The organism is Arsenicibacter rosenii, assembly GCF_001870735.1.
In the GTDB taxonomy this organism is placed as follows: domain Bacteria; phylum Bacteroidota; class Bacteroidia; order Cytophagales; family Spirosomataceae; genus Arsenicibacter; species Arsenicibacter rosenii.
The window spans coordinates 301,060-321,804 of record NZ_MORL01000006.1; the positions used below are offsets into that span (position 1 = coordinate 301,060).

At 55.2% G+C, this 20,745-nt stretch carries 12 protein-coding genes; 9 read left to right on the plus strand and 3 right to left on the minus strand.

The annotated features are described in order from the left end of the window. Positions 1-15 precede the first annotated feature (15 nt). Positions 16-3,405: a glycosyl hydrolase gene (locus BLX24_RS14185; protein ID WP_071503804.1), complete on the plus strand. Its 3,390-nt coding sequence runs from the start codon at positions 16-18 to the stop codon at positions 3,403-3,405. Between the two features lie 1,178 nt (positions 3,406-4,583). On the opposite strand, the gene BLX24_RS14190 is transcribed toward BLX24_RS14185, so the two are convergent. Further along, positions 4,584-6,656: a glycoside hydrolase family 97 protein gene (locus tag BLX24_RS14190; RefSeq protein WP_071503805.1), complete on the minus strand. Its 2,073-nt coding sequence runs from the start codon at positions 6,654-6,656 to the stop codon at positions 4,584-4,586. A 121-nt stretch (positions 6,657-6,777) separates the two neighbouring features. Between BLX24_RS14190 and BLX24_RS32135 the strand changes: the two genes are divergently transcribed. From BLX24_RS32135 to BLX24_RS32710, 3 genes are all read left to right on the plus strand, one after another. After that, a complete protein-coding gene (locus tag BLX24_RS32135) occupies positions 6,778-7,110 on the plus strand; it encodes a DUF6660 family protein (RefSeq protein ID WP_143092672.1) in 333 nt (110 codons plus the stop codon). Between the two features lie 93 nt (positions 7,111-7,203). Further along, positions 7,204-10,449 carry an efflux RND transporter permease subunit gene (locus BLX24_RS14195; RefSeq protein WP_229201802.1) on the plus strand — a complete coding sequence of 1,082 codons (3,246 nt, stop codon included), beginning with the start codon at positions 7,204-7,206 and terminating at the stop codon, positions 10,447-10,449. Next, positions 10,446-11,720, plus strand: a complete 1,275-nt coding sequence (locus BLX24_RS32710) for an efflux RND transporter periplasmic adaptor subunit (RefSeq protein WP_229201803.1) — start codon at positions 10,446-10,448, stop codon at positions 11,718-11,720. Before BLX24_RS14195 ends, BLX24_RS32710 begins: the two co-directional genes overlap by 4 nt. 38 nt (positions 11,721-11,758) lie before the next feature. Here the strand turns inward: BLX24_RS32710 and BLX24_RS14205 are convergent, their stop codons facing one another. Beyond that, a complete protein-coding gene (locus BLX24_RS14205) occupies positions 11,759-12,391 on the minus strand; it encodes a Uma2 family endonuclease (RefSeq protein WP_218160695.1) in 633 nt (210 codons plus the stop codon). 18 nt (positions 12,392-12,409) lie between these two features. On the opposite strand from BLX24_RS14205, the gene BLX24_RS14210 reads away from it, so the two are divergent. From BLX24_RS14210 to BLX24_RS14225, 4 genes are all read left to right on the plus strand, one after another. After that, complete coding sequence (locus BLX24_RS14210; protein WP_083421980.1) at positions 12,410-14,404, plus strand: heavy metal translocating P-type ATPase; 1,995 nt, start codon at positions 12,410-12,412, stop codon at positions 14,402-14,404. A gap of 106 nt (positions 14,405-14,510) precedes the next feature. After that, positions 14,511-15,587 carry a winged helix DNA-binding domain-containing protein gene (locus tag BLX24_RS14215; protein WP_071503806.1) on the plus strand — a complete coding sequence of 359 codons (1,077 nt, stop codon included), beginning with the start codon at positions 14,511-14,513 and terminating at the stop codon, positions 15,585-15,587. Between the two features lie 148 nt (positions 15,588-15,735). After that, positions 15,736-17,775, plus strand: coding sequence for an aceric acid hydrolase (locus BLX24_RS14220; protein ID WP_071503807.1), 2,040 nt, complete (start codon positions 15,736-15,738; stop codon positions 17,773-17,775). A 31-nt stretch (positions 17,776-17,806) separates the two neighbouring features. After that, positions 17,807-18,736 carry a dihydrodipicolinate synthase family protein gene (locus tag BLX24_RS14225; RefSeq protein WP_071503808.1) on the plus strand — a complete coding sequence of 310 codons (930 nt, stop codon included), beginning with the start codon at positions 17,807-17,809 and terminating at the stop codon, positions 18,734-18,736. On the opposite strand, the gene BLX24_RS14230 is transcribed toward BLX24_RS14225, so the two are convergent. Then, a complete protein-coding gene (locus BLX24_RS14230; RefSeq protein ID WP_071503809.1) occupies positions 18,729-19,607 on the minus strand; it encodes an AraC family transcriptional regulator in 879 nt (292 codons plus the stop codon). The two genes, BLX24_RS14225 and BLX24_RS14230, sit on opposite strands and share 8 nt — an antisense overlap. Positions 19,608-20,014: 407 nt before the next feature. On the opposite strand from BLX24_RS14230, the gene BLX24_RS14235 reads away from it, so the two are divergent. Next, positions 20,015-20,653: a DUF3826 domain-containing protein gene (locus tag BLX24_RS14235; protein ID WP_229201804.1), complete on the plus strand. Its 639-nt coding sequence runs from the start codon at positions 20,015-20,017 to the stop codon at positions 20,651-20,653. Positions 20,654-20,745: the final 92 nt, after the last annotated feature.

The following is a 20,745-nucleotide window of genomic DNA, read 5'->3' on the forward strand; positions in this document are numbered from 1 at the left end:
TTCCGGTTTCTTAGTATGTCCATTCTCACTAAAAGAATACGCTTATTACTCTGTTGCCTGCTGGTTGGACATTCGGTATGGGCCCAGCCGGTACCGAAACCGGATGCGTCCAGACCATGGGTGTTCTGGTACTGGATGCAGGCGGGAGTTTCTAAAGAAGGCATCACGGCCGATCTGGAGGCCATGCAACAGGCCGGTATCGGGGGCGCTTACCTGATGCCGATCAAAGGGGCGACGAACCCGCCAACCTTTTCGCCGGCCACGGAGCAACTCAGCCCGCGCTGGTGGGAGATGGTCCGCCACAGCATGCGCGAGGCTAAACGGCTGGGGCTGCACATGGGCATGCACGTGAGTGATGGCTTTGCGTTGGCCGGCGGGCCCTGGATCACCCCCGAATTGTCGATGCAGAAGGTTGTGTATAGCACCACAACGGTACAGGGGGGACAGGGTGTAACGCTCAGACTGCCACAGCCAACAACCATTGAAGGCTATTACCGCGATATTGCCGTTTATGCGTATCCTAACCGGCAGGATAAAACGCCCGCGCCGGTAGTGACCTCAAACAAGGCGGGCGTGTCGCCGCAGTTTCTGGTCAATCCTGCCAATAAGGAAGCGTTCCGGAGCGACACGACCTGCTGGATTCAGTTTGCCTATGACCGTCCGTTTACCTGCCGGTCGGTGCTGATCCGGACGGGCGGCAACAACTACCAGGCCCACCGCCTGAAGATCGAGGTGAGCGATGATGGCAAAACATTCCGGTCTGTAGGTCGCCTGACGCCGCCACGGCATGGCTGGCAGGATACGGATGCCGACCTGACCCACGCCATAACTCCGGTCACCGCCCGGTTTTTCCGGTTCACCTACGACAAAGCCGGTTCGGAGCCGGGGGCTGAGGACCTGGATGCCGCCAAATGGAAGCCCGGCTTCAAGCTGATTGGCCTGATTCCGTCGGCAGAAGCGCGGATAGACCAGTTCGAAGGGAAATCGGCAGCCGTCTGGCGGGTGAGCGAGCGCAGTACGAGCCGTCAGATTCCGGTGGCAGATTGCGTACCGCCCGGGCGACTGCTGAACCTGACGAAGTACATGGATGCCACCGGACAACTGACCTGGCAGGCACCGGCAGGGGCATGGACAATCCTGCGCATGGGCCACACCTCGACCGGCCATACGAATGCGACCGGCGGGGCCGCGAAGGGGCTGGAGTGTGATAAATTCAATCCGGACGCCATCCGGTTGCAGTTTGACCGCTGGTACGGTGAAGCCCTGCGGCAGCTCGGCCCCGACCGCGATGCACTGACGACCTTCCATGTCGATAGCTGGGAGTGCGGGAGTCAGAACTGGTCGGCAGGCTTTGCGGAAGCCTTCCGGAAGCGGTGGGGCTATGACCTCCTGCCGTGGTTGCCGGTGATGGCGGGCGTTCCCGTTGGCAGTGCCGAAGCGTCGGAGCAGGTGCTGTACGATGTCCGGTGCACGGTGGCGGAGCTGACTGTGGATGTATTTTACAAAACCCTCGCGGGGCTGGCGAAGGCGCAGGGCGTAGCATTCACGGCCGAAAGCGTAGCCCCGACCATGGTCAGCGACGGGCTGTCGCACTACCGCATGGTGGATATTCCGATGGGCGAGTTCTGGCTCAACAGCCCGACCCACGATAAACCGAATGACATGCTGGATGCCGTGTCGGCGGCCCACATTTACGGTAAAAATATCGTACAGGCCGAGGGATTTACCACCGTCCGGATGGACTGGAGCGAGCACCCCGGTATGCTGAAAACGGTGCAGGATCGTAACTATGCCCTCGGGATCAATAAACTGGTGTATCATGTGTTTACCCATAACCCGTGGCTGGACCGGAAACCGGGCATGACCCTTGATGGTGTCGGCCTGTATTTTCAGCGCGATCAAACGTGGTGGAAACCGGGCAAGGCGTGGGTCGATTACGCGCAGCGGTGCCAGGCGCTTTTGCAGCGTGGCCGGCCGGTGGCGGATGTCGCCGTGTTTACGGGCGATGATGTGCCGTCCCGGTCTGTTTTGCCGGATCGGTTGGTTAGCACCCTGCCCGGTGTTTTCGGCCCTGATGTAGTAGCGGCCGAACAGCGCCGGCTGGCTAATGTGGGAGAACCCATGCGTCAGAAACCGGCCGGTGTGTCGCATTCGGCTAATATGGCTGATCCCGAAAACTGGGTTGATCCCCTGCGCGGCTATGCTTATGACTCGTTCGGGCCGGATGCCCTGCATACGCTGGCGTCGGTGACGGGCAATGCCGTGCAGTTTGCCAACGGGACCGCTTACCGGCTGCTGATTCTGCCGCGCAGGAATCCGTTGCAGATCAACAACCGGTATATGACCCCCGAAACGGCAACGAAACTGCTGGCGCTGGTGGAGGCCGGGGCTACGATACTGGTCGGGGAAGCACCGGCGCTGGTGGCCGGTAAAAGTGCTCCGGAGGCAGTCCGGAAACTGGCGGACCGGCTCTGGAGCGGACCCTTCTCGACGATTCGCGACGGGGCGGCAGAAATCCGGGTGAAAACAGTCGGGCGAGGCCGTGTGGTGCAGACTCCGTTTATGCCCGAAACATTTGCCGGACTGGGTATTGCGCCGGATATACAGTTTAAGGATGACAAGGGGGCCTATGCCCGGCATCTCGCCTGGACACACCGCGTCGATGGCCCGACAGATATTTACTTTCTGGCGAATCAGGAGGAGCGGGCCCGTGACGTGCGGGTGTCGTTTCGGGTGACCGGCAAACAACCGGAGTTCTACGATGCCGTGACCGATACCTGGCAAATGGCCGGTGAGTGGAAAACCGTCAATGGGCGTACCGAGCTGACGCTCCGTCTGGAACCAAATGCCTCTGTATTCGTAGTGTTTACCAAACCGGTTACTGCACAGTACCGGAACGGCCGGAATCGGACTGACTACAAACCGGTGATGACACTGACCGGCAGCTGGCAGGTCGCTTTTGACGCCACTTTGGGCGGTCCATCTATACCACAAACCTTTACGGCGCTGACGGACTGGAGCCAGCATCCGGACAGCAGCATCCGGTACTACTCCGGTACCGCCACATACACCCAAGCGTTTGATTGGTCTGGTGAAGCCCAAAAACCTGTCTGGCTGGATTTAGGGCGGGTGGACAACCTCGCCGATGTGACGTTGAACGGGCAGCCGTGCGACGTTGTCTGGACGTTTCCGTACCGTGTTGAGGTCAGTAAGTACCTGAAACCCGGTAAAAATACCCTGACCATTGCCGTCACCAATACCTGGGCTAACCGGCTGATTGGTGACAGTCACCTGCTTGCCCCGTTGCGGATCACGAACACCACGGCCCCATTCCGGCTAGGCGGCAAACCACTCCTGCCCGCCGGTTTATCAGGGCCCGTCCGGTTGCTGGTGGGGGAAGAGTAGGGCATAGGGTTCGGGGCATAGAAGCATAGTGGTGGCACGACTCACAGTCGTGCCACCACTGTTTTGGGCCGCACCGGGTAACGGTTTTTTCGTCCCGTCAGGGACCCAACAGCGCAGCGTCGGTAGCAACCGTATGGGGGATATTCCGTTCGTGCCGTAGGTATGAAACCGGCTATGGTTTGTTACGCTCCTACGGAGCTGTTGATTTTGGTTGGTCGTTTGTGTTTTCTACCGACATCTACCGACGCTGCGCTGTTACGCTCCTACGGAGCTTGGTTGGTCGTTCGGGGTTTCTACCGACATCTACCGACGCTGCGCTGTTACGCTCCTACGGAGCTTGGTTGGTCGTTTGTGTTTTCTGCCGACATCTACCGACGCTGCGCTGTTACGCTCCTACGGAGCTTGGTTGGTCGTTCGGGGTTTCTACCGACATCTACCGACGCTGCGCTGTTACGCTCCTACGGAGCTTGGTTGGTCGTTTGTGTTTTCTGCCGACATCTACCGACGCTGCGCTGTTACGCTCCTACGGAGCTTGGTTGGTCGTTCGGGGTTTCTACCGACATCTACCGACGCTGCGCTGTTACGCTCCTACGGAGCTTGGTTGGTCGTTTGTGTTTTCTGCCGACATCTACCGACGCTGCGCTGTTACGCTCCTACGGAGCTTGGTTGGTCGTTCGGGGTTTCTACCGACATCTACCGACGCTGCGCTGTTGCGCTCCTACGGAGCTTGGTTGGTCGTTCGTGTTTTCTGCCGACATCTACCGACGCTGCGCTGTTACGCTCCTACGGAGCTTGGTTGGTCGTTCGGGGTTTCTACCGACATCTACCGACGCTGCGCTGTTGCGCTCCTACGGAGCTTGGTTGGTCGTTCGGGGTTTCTACCGACATCTACCGACGCTGCGCTGTTACGCTCCTACGGAGCTTAGTTTGGGCCTCTGCGTTTTTTGGTCCCGTCAGGGACCCAACAGCGCAGCGTCGGTAGCAACCGCATGGGGAATATTCCCGTTCGTGCCGTAGGTACGAGACCAGCTATAGTTTGTTGCGCTCCTACGGAGCTTGGTTTGGGCCTCTGCGTTTTTTCGTCCCGTTAGGGACCCAACAGCGCAGCGTCGGTAGCAACCGCATGGGGAATATTCCCGTTCGTGCCGTAGGTACGAAACCGGCTATAGGGTGTGTCCTTACCGCTTCATGATGCTGATGGCGCAGCCGCCGCCTTTGGCTAGCTTGAGGGTGAGTGTTGTCTGGTTGGTGACCGGCATTTTCTCCACTACATAAGCCGCCGGATTGGTCTTCCAGTCGGCGTTGTCAGCGTCGCGGTAAATCGTGGCGTCGTAGGCCTGACCCGGCTCCAGAAAGCTGAGCGCTACCGTGTGCGTCCGGCTGTTTTCGTCGGTGACGGCGCCGATAAACCAGTTGGGTTTGCCTTTGGCTTTCCGCGCAATCGTGACATAATCGCCCGGCTCGGCGGCCAGAATACGGGTATCGTCCCAGTCAACCGGTACATCACGGATAAACTGCAGCGCATCCAGGTGTGGTTCGTAGTTTTCGGGCAGATCGCCGGCCATTTGCAGCGGACTGTACATCGTTACATAATCGGCCAGCTGCTTGGCGAGGGTTGTCCGGATTTCCTGTTTACGCGTCGGCTCAAACTGGTTAAGCTTGAACCGGAAAAAGCCCGGAGTGTAATCCATCGGCCCGCCCATCAGGCGCGTAAACGGCAGTATCGTTTCGTGCTCCGGCACCAGCCCGAGGGTAGGCGCGTTGTTGAACTCATTTCCACGGGCCGCTTCACTGGCCAGCCAGTTGGGGTAGGTCCGGTGCAGACCGGTTGGCCGCGCTGATTCGTGGCTGGAAACCATCAGTTTATACTCCGCCGTTTTGGCCGCTACCCACTGGTAATGATTCACCATCCATTGCCCGTCGTGGTGTTCGCCGCGCGGAATGATGCGGCCCACGTACCCCGTTTTGACTGTATTGATGCCTTTGTCAACCATGTACTGATAGGCCCGGTCCATGCGTCGTTCGTAGTTGGTGACCGATCCCGACGTTTCGTGGTGCATAATCAGCCGAACCCCCTGCCGCTGCGCATAGGCCGTCAGTTCATCCATGTTGTAATCATCGTACGGTGAAACAAAGTCGAAGACGTTCTCTTTCCAGTTGCCGAACCAGTCTTCCCAGCCCTGGTTCCAGCCTTCGACCAGTACGCCGTCGAAGCCGTTTTTCGCGGCAAAATCAATGTATTTTTTTACGTTCTGCGTGTTGGCAGCATGTTTGCCGCCGGCTTTTTCCCAGGTTCCCTTGCCGGTATGCATCTCCCACCAGACACCGATAAATTTCTGGGGCTTAATCCAGGAAACATCGCTGAACGCGGGTGGGGCATTCAGGTTCAGAATCAGTTTTGAGGCCAGCAGGTCGGCCGCCTTGTCGCTGATGACCAGGGTCCGCCACGGCGTTTGGGCGGGTGTCTGTAAATACGCCTTATTTCCGATTACATCCGGCACCAGCGTCGATTGCAAACGGAAGTTTGTCTTGTCGACCTTGAGCTGCATCACCGGATAATTCAGCAGGGCCGCTTCGTGGAGGCTGATCCAGACACCCTGCGCCGTTTTCATCAGTAACGGCGTCTGGATAACATCCGGCCCCGCCAGCGATTGTAAGGCAATGTCTTTCTCTTTCCGTGCTGCCGCCAGCGCGTCAATCCGGCTGATCGGTGTGGTGTTATACAGGTATTCGTTCGTGTCGTAATCGCCCGGAATCCAGAAGGTTTTATGGTCGCCGGTAAGGGCGAACTGCGTCAGTTCGTCGGCCACCACAAAGTGGCTCAGGTTGGTTTGTTTCGGGAATTCATACCGGAAACCAAGTCCGTCGTTGAACAGGCGGAACCGTACCAGCATGTCCACCGGTGTGGCTGTCTGCGACCGGACCGTAACGGCCAGCTCGTGGTGATGGTCCCTGATCTGACTGACTTCGCCCCAGACGGGTTGCCAGGTCTCATCGTGGCGGGATGAATCGATGCTGACGATTGAAAACCGCGACAGTGTCATAGCCGGCTTGCTGAATGTAAATCCGAGCGTTGACGGCTGAATGACGGGTTTGTTTTTGTACGTAAGCTGGTACGTGAGCTGACCTTGCGCAGTAGTGGCTACTGTGAGGCGGAAGGCACGGTCGGGCGACGAGATGGCGGTTGTGCGTTGCGCGTGGCTCTGCCTGCTGACGAGCAGCAGGCAGGCCATCCATAAGATTCGTTTCATCGATAAGATAGGTTAAGAGAACCGGCTGAAAGATAAGGTTTTTGCGGGGAATGGGGAATACGTCATAAACTCTTTCCTTTTTGACTACCGGTTGCACATCCGCAGACGTTACCTTTGCGCTATGAAGCCGGTGTTCTGCCTCCTTATGGGTCTTTATCTGTTAACACTCTCGGTGCTGCCCTGCGCCGACGGGGCGTTGCATGTAAAGGTGAACACGGGCTTGCCCACACAGATTATGCCCGACGGGCATGATCATGACCAGCATCAGGCATCCGGCGATCTTTGCTCGCCACTGTGTACCTGTGCGTGCTGCGGAACCGTAATCAGCCCGTTGGTTCCGTTCGCCTTCTCATTTACACCACCCGTTTTACCCCTAAATAAAGTCCCCGAACTACGTGGGATATTCTTTTCCGAAGTTGCCTTATCCCTCTGGCAACCACCCAAAATCAGCTAAGACAGGATTAGTGTGCCCATACAAATCCGTAATCTGACCGGTTACGGCCAAAACGGGCTTGTGTCTCAGTCTTTATCTTAGCCCATTCCTATCATGCTGGATGCTATCATCCGCTATTCCATTCAGAATAAGCTCATCATCGGGGTTTTTACCCTGGCGCTGGTCATCTGGGGAAGTTATTCGCTTTCCCGGCTGCCGATTGACGCTCTGCCTGATATTACCAACAACCAGGTACAGGTAATCACCCAAAGTCCGGCCCTTTCGGCACTCGACGTCGAACGGCTGATTAGTTTTCCCGTTGAACAGGCCATGGCTACCTTGCCTGATCTGGTCGAAGTACGGTCGATCTCCCGGTTCGGGCTGTCGGTCGTAACCATCGTTTTTGACGATGACGTTGACGGTTATTTTGCTCGGCAGCAGGTTTTTGAACGCGTACAGCAGGTCCGTTCGCAGATTCCGGAACATGCCGGAGCCCCTGAGTTGTCGCCCGTGACGACCGGGCTCGGCGAAATTTACCAGTACGTCCTGCGGGCGAAACCCGGCTTTGAAAAGCAGTATTCGCCCATGGAACTCCGCACCATTCAGGACTGGATTGTGCGCCGGCAACTGCTGGGAACAAAGGGGGTAGCCGATGTCAGCAGCTTTGGCGGCTTGCTGAAACAGTACGAAGTAGCCGTTGACCCACAGCGGCTTCGTTCGGCCGGCGTAACCATGGATGAACTGTTTACGGCCTTGTCAAAAAATAACCAGAATGCGGGCGGGGCTTATATCGACCGGCGGCCGAATGCGTATTTTATCCGGTCGGAAGGGTTAATTAACTCCCTGGACGATATTGGCAAAATTGTCGTGAAACGAACGCCCGGCGGTATGCCGGTGAAAGTCCGTGATGTTGCGCAGGTACAGCTGGGTAATGCCATCCGCTATGGAGCAATGACGCGAAATGGCGACGGAGAGGTGGTCGGTGCCATTGTGATGATGCTCAAAGGCGAAAACTCGTCGGAGGTAATCGGCAACGTCAAGACCCGCATTGCCCAGATCCGTAAATCGCTGCCCGAAGGCGTTGAGATTCATGCGTTTCTCGACCGTACAAAACTGGTAAACCGGGCCATTGGTACCGTAGAGCGGAACCTCATCGAAGGGGCTTTGATTGTGGTCTTTGTCCTGGTCCTGATGCTGGGCAACTGGCGGGCGGGGCTGATCGTGGCCTCCGTTATTCCGCTGGCGATGCTGTTTGCGGTTTCGCTGATGAATGTCTTTGGCGTATCCGGCAATCTCATGAGCCTGGGTGCCATCGACTTCGGCCTGATCGTCGATGGTGCCGTCATCATCGTCGAAGCCACGCTACATCATCTGAAAGACCGGGCCGTCGTACGGCGAAACAGCGAGAGACCGGACCGTCGTACGGAGAAAGAGCGCGTAGGGCAAGGGACAGTCCGGAATCACTCATTCACTCATTCGCTCAATCACTCATTGACCTCTTCTGAGATGGACGAAGACGTCTATCAGGCGGCGAGCCGGATACGGTCGTCGGCGGCCTTTGGTGAGATCATCATTCTGATTGTGTATCTGCCGTTGCTGGCGCTCGTGGGTATTGAGGGAAAAATGTTCCGGCCAATGGCGCAGACGGTGGTCTTTGCGATCTTCGGTGCTTTTGTGCTGTCGCTGACCTATGTGCCCATGGTCTCGTCGCTGGTGTTAAGCAAAAAGCTGTACCCGGCGGATAAAAAGACGATTTCAGACCGGATCATGGCGTTTTTCCATCGACTCTATGATCCGGTTATCCGCTGGACACTGGCCCATAAACGGTGGGTTGCCTGCATGGCCATTACGTTGTTTACCGGCGCGCTGTTACTGTTTGCGCAGCTAGGAGGAGAGTTTATCCCGCAGTTAGATGAGGGCGATTTCGCCGTCGAAACGCGGGTGATGACGGGTTCGTCGCTGGCACAGTCGAGTGATGCGGCACTAAAAGCGGGCCGTATACTGACCGGAAATTTCCCCGAAGTAATTGAGACCATCGGAAAAACCGGCGCGGGCGAAATCCCGACCGATCCCATGCCGATTGAAGCCACCGATCTGATGGTGATACTGAAGGACCGCAGTGAGTGGACCTCGGCCGGTAGCCGCGAAGAGCTGATGGAAAAAATGGAAGCCAGCCTGAAACAGGTATCAGGCGTTAGTTTTGGTTTTCTGCAACCCATTCAGATGCGGTTCAGCGAGCTGATTTCGGGGGTAAAACAGGATGTTGCCGTGAAACTCTACGGCGAAGACCTCAACGTGCTGGCCGACTATGCCGCCCGCATCGGCCGGATTGCCGGTACGGTTGATGGGGCGGTTGATCTTTACGTTGAACAGGTATCCGGCCTGCCGCAGATTGTCGTGACCTTCGACCGGGAGGCACTGGCCCGTTTCGACCTGTCGATTGAAGACGCTAACCGCTATTTACAGGCGGCCTTTGCGGGTGCGTCGGCGGGACAGGTGTATGAGGGCGAACGCCGGTTTGAGTTGGTCGTGCGGTTGCAGGAACAGAGCCGTCAGCGACTCGATGATGTGCAGAACCTGCTGATTACAACGGCTGATGGTCAGGCCATTCCGTTGAGTCAGATTGCGAAGGTATCGTTTCAGAACAGCGTCAATCAGGTGCAGCGCGACGATGCCAAACGCAGAATTACGGTAGCCTTTAATGTGCGGGGGCGTGATGTCGAAAGTGTCGTAAACGACCTGCAGGCGAAAATGGCCGGTCAGCTGATGTTACCTGCCGGGTATTACGTTACCTACGGAGGGCAGTTTCAGAATTTACAGGAAGCCAAAGACCGGTTGAGCATAGCCGTGCCGGTAGCGCTCGGGCTGATCTTTCTGCTCTTGTTTCTGACGTTCCGGTCGGTGCGGCAAAGCCTGCTGATTTTTACGTCGATTCCGCTGGCAGCCATCGGTGGAATCGTGGCGTTATGGGTGCGCGGTATGCCGTTCAGTATCTCGGCGGGTGTGGGCTTTATTGCCCTGTTCGGGGTCGCTGTGCTGAATGGTATTGTGCTGATGGGGGAATTCAACTACCTGAAAGCCAATACGGATCTGCCGCTTACAGACCGCATCCTGCAAGGGACCGCCAATCGCTTACGCCCCGTTCTGATGACTGCGCTCGTGGCCTCACTGGGTTTCCTGCCCATGGCATTGGCCACCACCGCCGGTGCCGAGGTACAACGCCCGCTGGCGACCGTCGTCATTGGCGGGTTAATCTCGGCTACCCTGCTGACCTTGCTGGTCTTACCCTGCCTGTACTGGTGGGAACAGTCAAACGCAAAACACAAATCTGCCATTTCTGAAGAGACCGTACAATCATGAGAATTATCACTAACTTGATGGTAATCGGGCTGTTTTTGGGTACAGCCTGTCAGACCGATAAGTCGCCGGAAAACGGCGGAAAACAGGTTGCTGAAGAAGCGGCTGAACATAACCATGCCCCCACGGAGCTGGTTGCCCTGACCGACGATCAGCTGCGGATCGGCGGGGTTGAGGTGGGCGCGGTCAGTTACCGGAATCTGGGGCAATCATTGCAGGTGAATGGCCGTTTGGCCGTCCCGGCACAAAGTCAGGTCAACATATCGGCATTGCAGGGCGGCTTTGTCCGGAGTGTCCCGCTGCTGCCCGGTCAGCCCGTACGGAAAGGGCAGGTGCTGGCGCGGATTGAGAATCCGGATCTGATTCAGCTACAGCAGGAGTACGCCGAAAATCACAGCCGCCTGACTTATCTGGAAGCTGAATATGCCCGGCAGCAGGAGCTGAGCCGCGAAAATGTCAGCGCCGTGAAGGTACTACAGCAGACACGGGCCGATTTGCAGGCAACACGGGCGCGGGTAACCGGCCTGGGCCAGCGGATGCAACTGGCTGGTCTGTCGGCGCAGCAGGTTTTGCAGGGCAGATTCAGTACGGCCTATACGGTGGTTGCGCCGGTCTCGGGGGCAGTTACCTCGGTTTTAGTGACGGCCGGCCAACATGTACAGCCCGCAGATGTTATAGCCACGGTGATGAGTACGCAGGGGATTTATGCCGCGCTGACGGTATTCGAAAAGGATTTGCCCGCTTTGCATGAAGGGCAGCGCATTCGTATACAACTGGCGAGCGAAGCCGGCAAGGAGCGCACCGGCCGTATTACCTACATCAATCCGGTGCTGGACGATCATCGGGCTGCCGGCATTGTGGCCCGGCTTGATCAGCACGATGGCCGGCTGGTCCCCAACGCGTTTCTGAAGGCGACCCTTGACCTGGGGGCTAGCCGGGTAACGGCCTTACCCGAAGAGGCCATTGTTTCGCTGGAAGGGAAGGAGTACATCTTTGTCGTGACTGACGAAAAAATGCCCGAAGAAGATGACCATGAGCACGAAACCTCTGCCGGAAAGACCGAAGCGCACGACGACCACGACGCTCATGAAGAGCCCCGGCAGACGTTCCGGCGGGTGGCTGTTCGCCGGGGCGTAACCGAAAATGGCTATTCACAGGTCATTCTGCCCAAAACGGTCGATGTCCGCAAAAGTAAAGTTGTCGTCAAGGGAGCCTATACGCTCTTATCAACGCTTAAAGCCGCCAGCGGGGAAGAAGAAGGCCATGCACATTAGCGATGCATGATCAGCAAAGATGTACTAAGGGGTTGATCTTAAGGAATGATATCCCTGACGGCAAGTTCCGGAATAGATAGCTGAGCGATTGATACTGTTTCGGTTAAGCTAAGAAAACGACGATGCTGGTAAGTCGCTTCTGTCGGTGTCTGATATACTTCCAGTTGATTTTCAGCTAAGTTAACTATCCAGACCTCAGGAATGTCTGCCTGCGCGTATAGCGGAAGCTTTGTCGTTCGGTCGTAGGTCAGGGTGGTTTCAGAGACCTCAATCAGTAAGAGCACATCATTGGCAGTAGGGTGTGCGTTGGCGTAGAAATCGGAGCGGGGCCGGAGTAGCATAATGTCGGGTTCCGGCTCTGAGTAACGGTTCAGCCGGATTGGGTTCTGGACACTGATAATAGCTTTTTGTCCAATAAACTGCCCTAATAAATAGGTTAGTTTGTTAACACAGGCAGCATGTCTTACGCCGATTGGACTCATGTTAATCAGTTCACCTTTAATTAACTCAACCCTGTCATTTTCCGACAAAATACCCGTTTCTGCCATGCGATGATAAGCATCAACTGTAAATAACCAACGTTTCGTTTCTGCCACCATAATGCTTTTGTTTTCGACCTTAACAAAGATAAGAAATTCTGTTAAAGAGAGCCGTCGGTGTACGGCCTCCATAAGTAACACAAACGAACTATGAAAAACGGACAAACAGATAAGCTGTCAGCCACCCCGCCGGCTACTAATCAACATGAACACGATCACGACCATGGCGGCATGTTTGGTCCGAATACCGAACTGATCTTTGCCGGTTTATGTGCGCTCAGTCTCGCGATTGGCTTTGGGGTCTCGTTTGCCGGTGGTATACCGGCCTGGGTCAGCCTGACGTTGTATGGGCTGGCGTACTTTTTTGGCGGCTTTTTTACGGCCAAAGAAGCGATCGAAACCATCCGGCAGGGCAAGTTCGAGATTGATTTTCTGATGCTGGTGGCCGCAGGCGGAGCCGGGGCGCTGGGCGAATGGGCCGAGGGAGCTTTATTGCTGGCTTTGTTCAGCATCGGGCATGCCCTTGAACATTATGCGATGAACCGGGCTCGTAAGTCGATTACGGCACTGGCCGGTCTGAGCGCCAAAACTGCGGTCGTCCGCCGGAATGGAACCACTACCGAAGTTGATGTCAGTGCGTTACAGGTAGGTGATGTCATTATCGTAAAGCCCAATAGCAAGATTGCTGCCGACGGGGTTGTGATTAAAGGAACAAGTTCGGTGAATCAGGCCCCGATCACGGGTGAGAGTGTTCCCGTCGATAAACAGCCGGTGGCTGATGGGAGTAAAGACCTGGCAAAGGCTAAACCCGAAAACCGCGTTTTTGCCGGAACGATCAACGGAACAGCGGTACTTGACGTCAGCGTGACCAAAGCCGCCGGTGACTCTACGCTGGCAAGGCTGATTAAACTGGTGAATGAAGCGGAGTCGCAGCAATCACCGACACAGCAATTTACCGACCGCTTCGAAAAATGGTTTGTACCGGCGGTGCTCATCCTGGTTGTGGCCTTGTGTTTCGCCTTTCTGGTGATTGACGAACCTTTTTCGGCCAGCTTTTACCGGGCCATGGCCGTGTTGGTAGCAGCCAGTCCGTGTGCGCTGGCCATTGCTACGCCGTCGGCCGTATTAAGCGGCGTTGCCCGTGCAGCACGCGATGGTGTGCTGATCAAAGGAGGCCGTCCGCTGGAAGATCTGGGTGATCTGACGGCCCTGGCCTTCGATAAGACGGGTACGCTGACCATTGGTAAGCCGACCCTGCAGAAAGTGGTAACCCTGTCCGGCGATGAACGGGCCTTGCTGGCCCTGGCTGCGGCCGTTGAAGGGTTGAGCGACCACCCGCTGGCAACGGCCATTGTCAACGGCAGTAAAGAGCGGCTGGGCAATGTGGTATTGCCGGAAGCGGTAAACCTGAAAGCGCTGACCGGCCGGGGGGTGCAGGCCGAAGTCGATAACGAACCCGTTTTTATCGGCAATAAAGCCTTGTTCGATGAACAGAAAACATTGACTGATGAGGTGCGGAAACAGGCCGGTGAGCTGGAGGCCAGCGGCCATACGGTGATGATTGTCCGGAAAGGCAAGGTTTTTTTAGGGATACTCGGTGTCATGGATGCTCCCCGTCCGGAAGCGAAACAGACGCTGGCAGCGCTGAAACAGCTGGGGATTCGCCGGATGGTGATGCTGACGGGTGATAACCAGCAGGTAGCCAATGCCATTGCACAGCAGGTAGGGTTAACCGATGCCTTCGGCGATCTGCTGCCCGAGGAAAAGGTGAAAGCGGTGGATGAACTGCGGCAACAGGAAGGCAAAGTGTCGATGATCGGCGACGGGGTGAACGATGCCCCCGCGATGGCCAAAAGCACGGTTGGTATTGCCATGGGGGCTGCCGGTTCGGATGTGGCGCTGGAAACCGCCGACATTGCGCTGATGGGGGATCTATTAGACAAACTGCCGTTTGCCATTGGCCTGAGCCGGTCGGCACGGCGAATCATCAGACAAAACCTGATTATCAGCCTGGGCATGGTCGTGATCCTGATTCCGTTGACCATCCTCGGCATTGCACGGATAGGTCCGGCGGTTATTGCCCATGAGGGCTCAACGCTGGTCGTGGTGTTCAATGCGCTGCGGTTGCTGGCGTATAAAAAATAACGGATAACCACGAAGGCGGGAAGAACCGAAGGAGCACTACGTTTTTATCTGTTTTTAAAGACCTTTGTGCTTCTTCTTTTCTTAGCGCCTTTGTGGCAAATACGGCATGAACCCAAACCCCATTGCGATTCAGCGGCTACACAGCCAGCAACTGATACAGTCAGATCATACATCCGTTTCCGGTGTAGTACGCTGGATGGGAGCTATGCAGGCACAGGATTATGACATGGCCAAATGGGGCATTGGTGCCCGGTTGCTGGGCAGTACAGAAGCACAGATCGAAGCCGCCCTGGATCGGGGGGAGATCGTGCGGACCCACATCATGCGGCCGACGTGGCATTTTGTGGCAGCCGATGACATTTACTGGCTGCTCGACCTGACAGCCCCGCATGTCAAACGAGCCCTGGCCGGGTACCTGCGCAAACAGGAACTGGATGAACCTGTTTTACAGAAAAGCGGTGGCCTCATTGAACAGGCGCTCGACGGGCAGCAGTATCTGACGCGGCAGGAAATCATGACGTTGTTGCAGCAGCATGGTATTCCGACCAACGATCTCCGGTCGGCAAACATTATGTTCTGGGCCGAGCTGACCGGACTGGTTTGTAACGGGCCGCGCCGGGGCAAAGCGCATACTTACGGGCTGCTGCGTGAGCGTGTACCGGTGGTCAGGCGGCTGGATCGCGACGAAGCCCTGGCCGAACTGGCCACGCGTTATTTTGCGAGCCACGGACCGGCCTCCCTGCGCGATTTTGTCTGGTGGTCGGGGCTGGGTAGTACCGACGCCCGCAAAGCCATTCAGCTGGCCGGACCGGCACTGGTGTCGCAGACAATACAGGACATTACCTACTGGATGGCCCCCGAAACCGTGGATAAACAGCAGTTAACGGATCAGCATATTCACTTCTTACCGGCGTTTGACGAGTTCATGGTTAGTTATACCGACCGATCGGCGTCGATCAATCCGGTTCATGTCCGGCAGGCGATGACCGGCAATGGTATCTTCTGGCCGATTATTGTCGTTGACGGGCAGGTAATCGGGGTCTGGAAGCGGGCTGTAAAGCCTACGCACCTCCAGCTTGACTGCTCCTTTTTTGCCGGATATCCTGAACCGTTGATCCGTCAGATCCGGGATCAGATTGCGCCCTACGGGGCGTATTGGCAGTTGCCGGTCAGGTTTAAGTAACAGTCTTCCGGGAAGTGCTGCACTTCCCGGAAGGCTGGGGAAGACCAAAACGCCTTTTAAGATAACATCCTACAATCTTCGGGGAAAATAGCATACGCGGTAAGGGTTTATTACCATTAATTTTGGGTTTTATGCTATTTGTATTCCCATGTCTTTCGGAACCCGTTTTTTTCGTCTCTTTGCGCAAGGGTGCGTTTCGGCGCTGGTAATCCTGCCGGCTGGTGCCCAGACTAAAGCGCTGGTCAATTCATCGCAGAGTAAATTTGTCCGGCTGCGGGGCGTTGATATGCAGCAGGTGAACTGGACAACCGGCTTCTGGGCCGACCGTTTCCGCGTTTGCCGTGACTCCATGGTGCCGCAACTCTGGAATACCTACACCAGCCCGACCATCAGCCATTCGTTCCGGAATTTTGAGATAGCGGCCGGTCTGGAAAGCGGTAATTTCAAAGGACCTTCCTTCCACGACGGTGATTTCTACAAAACTCTGGAGTCGATGGCGGGCATGTATGCCCTGACTAAAGACCCGAAAATTGACAAGGAAATGGATCGGGCCATTGCCGTAATCGGCAAAGCGCAGGCCCCCGACGGATATATCTATACCAAAGCCATTATCCAGCAGAAGAAAACGGGCGATACCAAAATGTTCGATGATAAGCTCAGTTTTGAGGCGTATAACTTCGGACACCTGATGACGGCCGCCTGCGTCCATTACCGGGCAACCGGAAAAACGACCCTGCTCGACATTGCCCGGAAAGCCACCGACTTTCTGATTGGTTTTTACAACACGGCGTCGCCGGAGCAGGCGCGGAATGCCATCTGCCCGTCGCACTACATGGGTATCACCGAAATGTACCGGACCACCCGCGACCCGAAATACCTGGCACTCGCCCAAAAACTGATCGATATCCGGGGCCTGACCGACGGCACCGACGATAACTCCGACCGCGTTCCGTTCCGGCAGATGAAAAAGGTAATCGGGCATGCGGTGCGGGCCAACTACCTGTTTGCCGGTGCCGCTGATGTTTTCGCCGAAACAGGCGACAGTACCTTGTTATCAACCCTCGACCTGATGTGGGATGATGTGGTGAATCACAAAATGTACGTGACCGGCGGATGCGGGGCCCTGTACGATGGCGTGTCGCCCGAAGGAACGTCGTATAAACCGGATACCGTGCAGAAAGTACATCAGGCCTATGGCAAGGCCTATCAGCTGCCCAACCATTCGGCCCATAACGAAACCTGCGCCAATATCGGTAGTCTGTTGTGGAATTACCGCATGCTCCAGATTACCGGGCAGGCCCGGTATGCCGATGTGATGGAACTGGCCCTGTATAACAGCATCTTATCGGGTGTAAGCCTGGACGGAACCCGTTATTTCTACACCAATCCGCTGAGTGCTTCCGATAATTATCCGTATCAGCTGCGCTGGACGGGAGGGCGTCAGCCCTACATCCGCTTATCGAACTGCTGCCCGCCGAATACGGTACGCACCATTGCCGAGGTGAGCAATTATGCCTACAGCGTGTCGGATCAGGGCATCTGGCTGAACCTCTACGGGGCCAACACGCTGAATACGGCACTGGCTAACGGCGAATCGCTGAGTTTGCGGCAGGAAACCAGTTATCCGTGGGATGGTCAGATCACGGTGCAGATCGAGAAAGCACCTGCCAGTCCGTTCGGCGTATTTGTCCGGATTCCGGGCTGGTGTAAGGGCGCTTCGGTAAAAGTCAATGGGTCGGTGGTGGCCGGTGCGGTAAAGTCAGGAGAGTATTTTGCCATTCGCCGGAACTGGAAAGCTGGCGATAAAGTTGAGCTCAGCCTGCCGATGCCGGTAGCGCTGCTGGAATCGAATCCGCTGGTCGAAGAAACCCGCAATCAGGTGGCCGTGAAGCGCGGGCCGGTAGTCTACTGCCTTGAATCGGTCGATAACCCCTCGGTTAAGGTAAATCAGCTGGCCTTATCGCTGAAATCGGGATTAAAACCGCAGTCAATGACGATCAATCAGACGCCGGTAATGGCCTTAACGGGCACTGCGAACGTATTGACTAAAACGGACTGGAGTAACCAATTGTACCGTGAAGTAGCTGACAGCGCACCGGCACCGACGCCGGTTCGTCTGATTCCGTATTTCGCGTGGGCGAACCGTGGTAAATCGGAGATGGAAGTCTGGATTCCGCTCATACGTTGATTGCTCCTGCCACCCACAACAAAGAACCCTTATGAATGCAACAAAAGGATTTATTCCGGTAATGCTTACGCCCTTTCACGAAGACGGGGCAATTGACTACAAGGCGCTGACTGCCTTGACCGAATTTTACCTTGAGTCGGGCTCGGCCGGTTTGTTTGCCAACTGCCTGTCGAGTGAGATGTTTGAGCTGACCGAAGCCGAGCGGTTGCAGGTCATCCGCCATGTGCTGTCGGTGTCGGCCGGGCAGGTACCGGTGGTGGCAACGGGTACTTTCGGCGGTCCCATCGCCGGGCAGGCTGAGTTTGTCCGCAAAGTCGCTGATCTGGGTGTTGATGCGGTGATTCTGATTACGGGCTTGCTGGCCGGTGAGCAGGATCCGGATTCCGTTTTTGAAGAAAATGTCTTTCAGTTACTCGACCAGACCGGGCAGGTGCCGGTTGGTTTCTACGAATGTCCGGTGCCGTATAAGCGCCTGATTTCCCCGCGTCAGCTAGGGCAGTTTGTGGATACCGGACGGGTGATTTATCATAAGGATACCTGTCTGGACATCAGTCTGATCCGTGAGAAACTGGCGCTGGCAAAGAACCCGGCGTTTGGCCTGTATGATGCCTACATGGTGCATGCTGTAGAGTCGCTGAAGGCAGGGGCGGCGGGTTTGTCGTGTATTCAGGGTAACTTCTTTCCGGAACTGATTGTCTGGCTGTGCGAACATTACAACCAGGAAGCGCTGGCCGACGAAGTGGAACGGGTGCAGCAGTTTATGATCGACAGCATGGATGTCATTCATGAGGTATATCCGACCGTGTCGAAGTATTTCCTCCAACAGCGCGGATTTGCCTTATCGACCTACACCCGCCGCAAGGTAGGTACGTTTACGCCAGCCATTCAGGCACGTGTCGATCAGTTATTGCTGGATTTCAACGCTCTGAAAGAGACCATCCAGCTCGAACTGGCTATTTAATCTTGTTCAGATATTTCCGTTTATACTCCAACGGGGTCAGGCCGGTAACTTTCTTAAAGTGCCGGTAAAAATTCGAGACGTTATTAAACCCGCACTCGAAGCAAATGACCTCCGTTGGGGTTTTTGTTTCGACCAGTGCCCGGCACGCATGGCTGATCCGGATTTCAATCAGGAAGTCGTAATACGACTTGTTGGTCATGAGCTTGAAATACCGGCAGAACGATGTGACGCTCAGATTGCTGATCGACGAAATTTCTTCGAGCGTAATGTCTTTTTTGTAGTTCGACAGCGTATAGTTACACACCTTATTGAGGCGGATTGTATCTGCTTCGTTGGATTGGTAAAAGACGTGCTGCCCCGTCACGATGGTGCTGTATTCGTCTGTTTCGGCCAGCGTTTTCAGAATCGACAGCAGCAGAATAATGCGGTCGAGGTTGGTTGCCGTCAGTGAGGCGCTCATGAGTGAGGCCAGTTTGTCCCGCGTTTCGCCGGTAATGACCATGCCGCTCTTCGCCTTCTCGAATAATTTCGGAATCAGGTATGCTTCCGGCAGTTTCAGCAGGTCTTCCCCCAGACAGTTGGGCAAAAACTGAATCACAATCACCTCCACGTTCAGGTCGGGATTCCCCTGAAAATACTCGTCGCTACTCCGCCAGGTATGGGGTAGGTTCTCGCCGACCAGTACAATTTCGCCATGCGAAAAGTTGCTGATTTTATCCCCGATAAACCGGACACCTTCTCCTTTCAGAATATAATGCAGCTCTAATTCGGGGTGATAATGCCAGATATTTTTAAAGTGCGGCAGTTCATCGTGTCGCACCGTAAACGAGCTTTCGTGCTTAACGGTTAATTTACGGAATAAGGGTTTCATACTGGCTCAGGGGTAAAATACAGGCTCGATTCTATTATCTTGTGCAAGTGCGTAAAATCAATTCTGACTGCCAAAATTCATACATTTTACCTGAAATATACTCACTTTTAATGCGAATTTATACAAAGACAAAATAGGTCTTTTGTGTAAGACGCTGATTATCAGGTATTATATGTGTAGCTCTCCGTATTCAGATTGTTTCGGAACCCCGAACACATTAAATATGAATCTAAAGGTGCAGAGTAGTACAAATATAATAATCTAATTGGGGGCTATGGTAATTTCGTATAATAAATTGATAAAAACTTGTATTAATCTCGGTTGTAATAAGTTGAAATTTGTACTGTATTGTAGAAAAATAGTGTTTAACGGTGATGAAATCCTGTCTGTTTGCCCTTTTTTGCCTGTTGTCTCTTGCTGTTTCGGCCCAATCGACCGATGCAGCCAAAGAAGCTGCCTACGCAAACGTGTTAGCGTCCCGCTCGGATAAAATTGTAGCCACGCTTGGAATCGGCGACTCCGCAGCCTACAAAGCGGTGAAACAAATCATCGTCGGGCAGTACCGTGCCCTGAATACCATTCATGATACGCACAAAGCCGCCCTGAAAAACACAAAGGAGACATTTCAGGCGGATAAGGAGCAACTGGACACTCATCTGAAGCAGCTGGACGAAACGCTCAGTCAGCAGTTAAGCCAACAGCACACGAACTACCTTAATCAGCTGAGTGCCCGTTTATCGCCGGCCCAGATCGAGCAGGTAAAAGACGGAATGACCTACGGCGTATTGCCTATCACCTACAAAGGCTATCAGGACATGTTGCCGGACCTGACCGATACGCAGAAAAGCCAGATTCTGGCCTGGTTAACGGAAGCACGCGAGCGCGCGATGGATGCTGAGTCGTCGGAGAAAAAGCATGCGTGGTTCGGGAAATATAAAGGCAAGATTAATAACTACCTCTCCGCTGCCGGAATCGACATGAAAAAAGCCGGTCAGGAATGGGAGGCCCGCATCAAGGCATCGGAAGCCGCAAAAAAACACGAATAACAGGCAACCCGCCTTTCTGATTTATTATCAACCAACCTTGTTTCCCTGGAGGAAACATAAAACTGCCGACTACTATGAAGTTTTCTTTACCT